Annotated in this window: 5 protein-coding genes and 2 pseudogenes; 3 read left to right on the top strand and 4 right to left on the bottom strand. The window is 74.3% G+C overall.

Annotated elements, in window-relative coordinates; genetic code table 11:
- From BJF79_RS33235 to BJF79_RS33220, 4 genes and pseudogenes are all read right to left on the bottom strand, one after another.
- A pseudogene (locus BJF79_RS33235) lies at window positions 1-389 on the bottom strand (sacsin N-terminal ATP-binding-like domain-containing protein); the annotation flags it as partial.
- Window positions 390-441: 52 nt separating this feature from the next.
- A complete protein-coding gene (locus BJF79_RS33230) occupies window positions 442-1,317 on the bottom strand; it encodes a DUF3027 domain-containing protein (RefSeq protein WP_083734411.1) in 876 nt (291 codons plus the stop codon).
- 67 nt (window positions 1,318-1,384) lie between these two features.
- Entirely contained in the window at window positions 1,385-1,780 is a 396-nt protein-coding gene (locus BJF79_RS65945; protein ID WP_075903401.1) for a cold-shock protein, read from the bottom strand.
- Window positions 1,781-1,946: 166 nt separating this feature from the next.
- On the bottom strand, window positions 1,947-2,612 hold the full coding sequence (locus BJF79_RS33220) for an HAD family hydrolase (RefSeq protein ID WP_316043486.1): 666 nt from the start codon (window positions 2,610-2,612) through the stop codon (window positions 1,947-1,949).
- Between the two features lie 440 nt (window positions 2,613-3,052).
- On the opposite strand from BJF79_RS33220, the gene BJF79_RS62735 reads away from it, so the two are divergent.
- The 3 genes and pseudogenes from BJF79_RS62735 to BJF79_RS33210 form a co-directional block, all read left to right on the top strand.
- The gene (locus tag BJF79_RS62735) at window positions 3,053-3,322 is read left to right on the top strand and encodes a TetR/AcrR family transcriptional regulator (RefSeq protein ID WP_262402908.1); all 270 of its coding nucleotides are present in this window, start codon (window positions 3,053-3,055) and stop codon (window positions 3,320-3,322) included.
- A complete protein-coding gene (locus tag BJF79_RS62730; RefSeq protein WP_262402907.1) occupies window positions 3,319-3,669 on the top strand; it encodes a hypothetical protein in 351 nt (116 codons plus the stop codon). The genes BJF79_RS62735 and BJF79_RS62730 overlap by 4 nt, the downstream gene beginning before the upstream one ends.
- 160 nt (window positions 3,670-3,829) lie before the next feature.
- Window positions 3,830-4,364 (top strand): annotated as a pseudogene (locus BJF79_RS33210) (hypothetical protein); the annotation flags it as partial.

The raw sequence follows: 4,364 nt of genomic DNA, 5'->3' as shown, positions 1-4,364 counted from the left end.
GGTCCGCGACGCGATCGCGGGGGTGTCGGCGACGGCGACGACGGCGGCGAAGCCGACGCCGAAGCGGCCCACGGCGCCCGTGTCGTCCGTTTCGCGGACGCGCGGAGCGTCGAGAGGGCCTCGACCCCGGCGGCGTCGAGGGGCGCCGCGGCGTTCGCGGCCGTCAGGGCGCCGTCCAGCGTCAGCCGGAGCCGGCCGGGCACACCGGCGCGGCGGGCGGCGTCGGCGGCGTTCTGCGCCAGTTCGACGATCACCCGGTCGCGGTAGCCGCCGAGGGCGTGGTCGTCCTCGGTGTTGGCGTCCTCGCGGAACCGGGCGGGCGACTCGGCCCAGGCGCGCAGCACCCGCTCGCGGAGCGGCCGGGTGCCGAAGGGATCGCCGGTCACCAGATCGCCGGTCACTGCGTCGCCGGTCACGGGGTCGCTGGTCACGGGGTCGTCGTCAGCCGAGGCCGAGCGCCTCGTCGTCCAGGGGCGCCGAGTCGTCCCCCGGGGACGGGACGATGTCGTAGCCGAGCTCGTCGATCACCGGGGGGCCGTGCTCGGACGCGGCCGGGAGCGTGACGGCCTCGGAGTGGGCCCCGCAGCCGTGGTCGGCGGAGACGACGCGGCCGTCGTCGGGGGCGTACTCGTTGGCGCACACGCCGAACACCAGCCGCATCTCGCCCGCCAGAGGCAGGTAGAAACCGCAGGTGGAGCACTGTGCGGGGGCGGAGGCGGCGATGGGGGTGCGGGGGCCGTGCACGCCGTCGTACCAGCGGGCGGCGGCCTCGTCGCGGCCCTCGCGGGACAGCACGCGGACGCGGCCGAGGCCGGGCTCCCACTGGGCGTCGCGGTCGGCCTCGCCGGTCGCCGCGAAGCCGGGCGACAGCCGGACGTCGTCGGGCGCGGTCGGCAGCAGGTCGCCGGGGCCGAGGTCACCGGGGCGGAGCCGGTCGAGCCACGGCACCCACTCGGGCGCGAGGAGCGCGTCGTCGCCGGGCAGCAGGACGCACTCGCTGACGGTCACGTTCTTGGCGCGGGACGCCCGCACCACGGTGACCGACCAGCGCCAGCCCCGGTAGGCGGGGTCGAGGCACTCGAACGCGTGGGTGACCACCCGGTCGGCCTCGGCGCGGAGGCCGAGATGCTCCCCGACCCGTCCCGGCCAGGCCGTCTCCTCCGCCGCCGTACGGGCGAGATCGACGGCGTCGGCGCAGGCGGGGTCGACGGCGGGCGTCCGGGGGCGGCGGGCCCCCGTGGTTCGGCGGGTCGCCTGCTTCGCGGACGGGGTCTCGGCGTTCTCGGGAGCTGGGCTGGACTGACGCGTTGGGCTCACGTCTCAATTCTCGCCCATGGATCCAAGTGAACGCGCCCGGCACCGGCGCCGCGCGCGTCCCGGACGCTCACGGACTGAGGTCGTCGGCGACCGCCCGCAGCACGGTGGCGATCTTCTTGGCCTCGGCCGGCGACGGATGCTTGCCGCGCCGGTAGGTGTTGGAGATCCCGTCGAGCAGCTTGATGAGGTCCTCGGTGATCAGCACCATCTCGTCCGGCTTCTTGCGCCGCTGCTTGGCGATGGCCTTCTCGACGGACGGCAGGGTCTCCAGGACCCGCACCTGCATCGCCTGCTGCCCGCGCCGGCCCTCGACCACGCCGAACTCGATGCGCTGCCCGGGCTTGAGCGTCGTCACCCCACCCGGCAGGGCCGAGGAGTGCACGAAAACCTCACCCCCGTCGTCACGGGTGAGGAAACCGAACCCCTTGTCGGAGTCGTACCACTTGACCTTGCCAGTCGGCACGGGAACCTCGTCTAGTAATCGTGTGGAATCGTCCCCAAGATTAGTGCCTCGCCACTAACCGGTGAACACGCCGGGGGCGTGAACGACACACCGGGACCGATGATCGCAAAGTACCTCGAACGCCTTCACGCGGCGACCCATTTTCGGCGCGCGGTAAATGGACCGGTCAGCCGGTGACGAAACCCGTGAGCCAGTCCGGGAACGCGTGCAGGTCGGGCAGCACCACGTCCGCGCCGTACGCGGTCAGCGCGGCCGCGTCGAACGCGCCCGTGGCGACGCCGACGGCCACCGCCGCGGCGGCGCGGGCCGCGTCCACGTCGCCGGTGTGGTCCCCGATGTACGCGCCGACGCCGTGCTCGCGCAGCGCGGAGCCCTTCTCGGCGCCGAACAGCCCGCCGACGACGACGTCCACCGGCAGCCCCAGGAACCGGACCGTCCGCTCGGTGTCGGCCTGGTTCTTCCCGGACACCACGACGACCCGTCCGCCCCGCGCCCGCACCGCGTCCAGCGCCGCGGCGGCGCCCGGCATGACGACCGTCGCCGGAAGCGCGATACCGGGGTAAAGCGCCCGGTAGCGGTCCGCCATCGCGGGCACCTCCGCCGCCGGGAACCAGTGCGCGAGCTCGACCTCCAGCGGCGGCCCGAGCCGTCCCGCCACCACGTCGACGTCGATGTGGACGCCGCTCTCCGCCGCGATCGCCGCGTACACCGCCGAGATCCCGGCGCGGGTGTCGGCGAGCGTCAGGTCGAGGTCGAAACCGACGGCCGTACCCCCGCCGGTCCACGAAGCGCGCAGCGGGTCGGCGTCCGTTTCGGGTGAATCGCGGTGCAACACGCCCACAGGGTAAAGGCCCGCCCGGGACGCTCTGGACGCGAGTACCCGCGCCCTCCCGGTAGTGGCGATGCGACGGGATCCGAGTGGGAGAGCGCGGGAACTCATTCGCGCGGGAACCTTCCGCGTGGCCGGAACTGGCCTGTCCGGTCACCGGGAACGCCGCCCGTACTGCCAAAATACCCGACCCCCCGGCCACCAACCGCCTCACCAGGGAAAACGCAGCACCCGATACCGCCACCCCCGGCAAAAGGACGATCGCCCCCGCCCCGCGAGGACGCCCGCCGCACCGCCCCGCCGGACGAGCGCGCCCCGCCCGCGCGCCCGTCCGCGCACGTCCCCGGACGTGCGAGTCCGGTCACGAAACGTGCACGTCCGGAGTGGTTCAGCGGTGCCCGGGTCCGGGATGCCTTACTGTTCTTGCGGAGGAAACCATCACCATGACGCCAAGTACCCGCGAGCGGATCGTGGCCGAATCGCTCCGACTGTTCGCCGAGCGGGGCTACGCCGCGACGTCCGTCGCCGAGATCGAGGCCGCGGCCGGGCTGTCCCCGGGCGCGGGCGGTCTCTACCGGCACTTCCGGTCCAAGGAGGAGGTCCTCTCCTCCGCCATCCGGGAACACATCGACCGGACCCGCAAGCAGATCAGCGACGTCCTCGCGCACGCCGGCGCTACGAGGAACGCCCGCTGGAGATCCGGCTGCGGATGACCTGCCAGGCGGGCCTGGCCAAGATGCGCGAGGAACAGGACCTGATCCGGGTGCTGTTCCGCGATCTCGACCAGTTCCCGAACCTGGTCGCCGAGATGCGCGAGGGCATCGTCAACCCGCTCTACGAGGGCATCGCGACCTGGCTCGCCGAACAGCCCGAGTACGAGGGCTCCGACGAGGACTGGCCCGCGGTCGCGTCCATCCTGGGCGGCGCGGTCGTGAACTACTGGCTGGCCAACGAGTCGATGTACGAGCCGCCGACCCGCATCGACGAGGAACGGTTCGTCGAGAGCTGGGCGCGGCTCGGCATGGGCCTCGCCAACCGGGAACCCTCGCCCGCCACCTGACGAACGCTCCCGCCCGGCTCACCGGACGGGCCGTCCACCGGTCGGGGGCGCGCCGCCGCCACCGCACGCTTCGGGTGCTCCTACCCTGAATAGAGCCGTCACGACGGCGGCGCGCGACGACGGGCAGAGATTCGGCGGGTCGGAAAGCGGCAGGAGCTGCATGGAGACGTATGCGGACTGGCTCCGCGCACGGGGCGACGACGAGCTGCGTGCGCTGCTGTCCGCGCGTCCGGAGCTGCTCGCGCCCGTCCCCGCCGACCTGACCGCGCTCGCCGCCCGCGCCACCACCCCGGCCGCGATCTCCCGCGGCCTCGACCGGCTCGACCGGTTCACGCTCGCGGTGCTGGAGTCCGTCCTGGTCCTGCCCGAGCCCTCCCCGGACGCGCTCGCCGCGGCCCTCGACGCGCCCGCGCCCGCGTCGACGACGCCCTCGCCGTCCTGCGCCGCCGCGGCCTGGCCTGGGGCGGCGGCCCGGCCGCGGCCCCGGGCGTCCGGCAGGGCCTCCCGCACCCCGCCGGGCTCGGCCCGACCGTCCGCGAGGTGTTCGCCGGCTACCCCGCCGAGCGGCTCGCCGAGCTGGTCACCGACCTGGACGGGACGGCGCCGCGCGGCTTCCCCGACGCCGACCGGCTGCTCGCCCGGATCGCCGAGCTGCTCGCCGACGCCCGGCCCCCTCATCGACGACGCCGGGCCCG

Origin of the sequence: Actinomadura sp. CNU-125, from assembly GCF_001942465.1 — a bacterium.
Lineage (GTDB): Bacteria > Actinomycetota > Actinomycetes > Streptosporangiales > Streptosporangiaceae > Spirillospora.
This window is presented reverse-complemented; position numbering and strand designations above follow the sequence as displayed.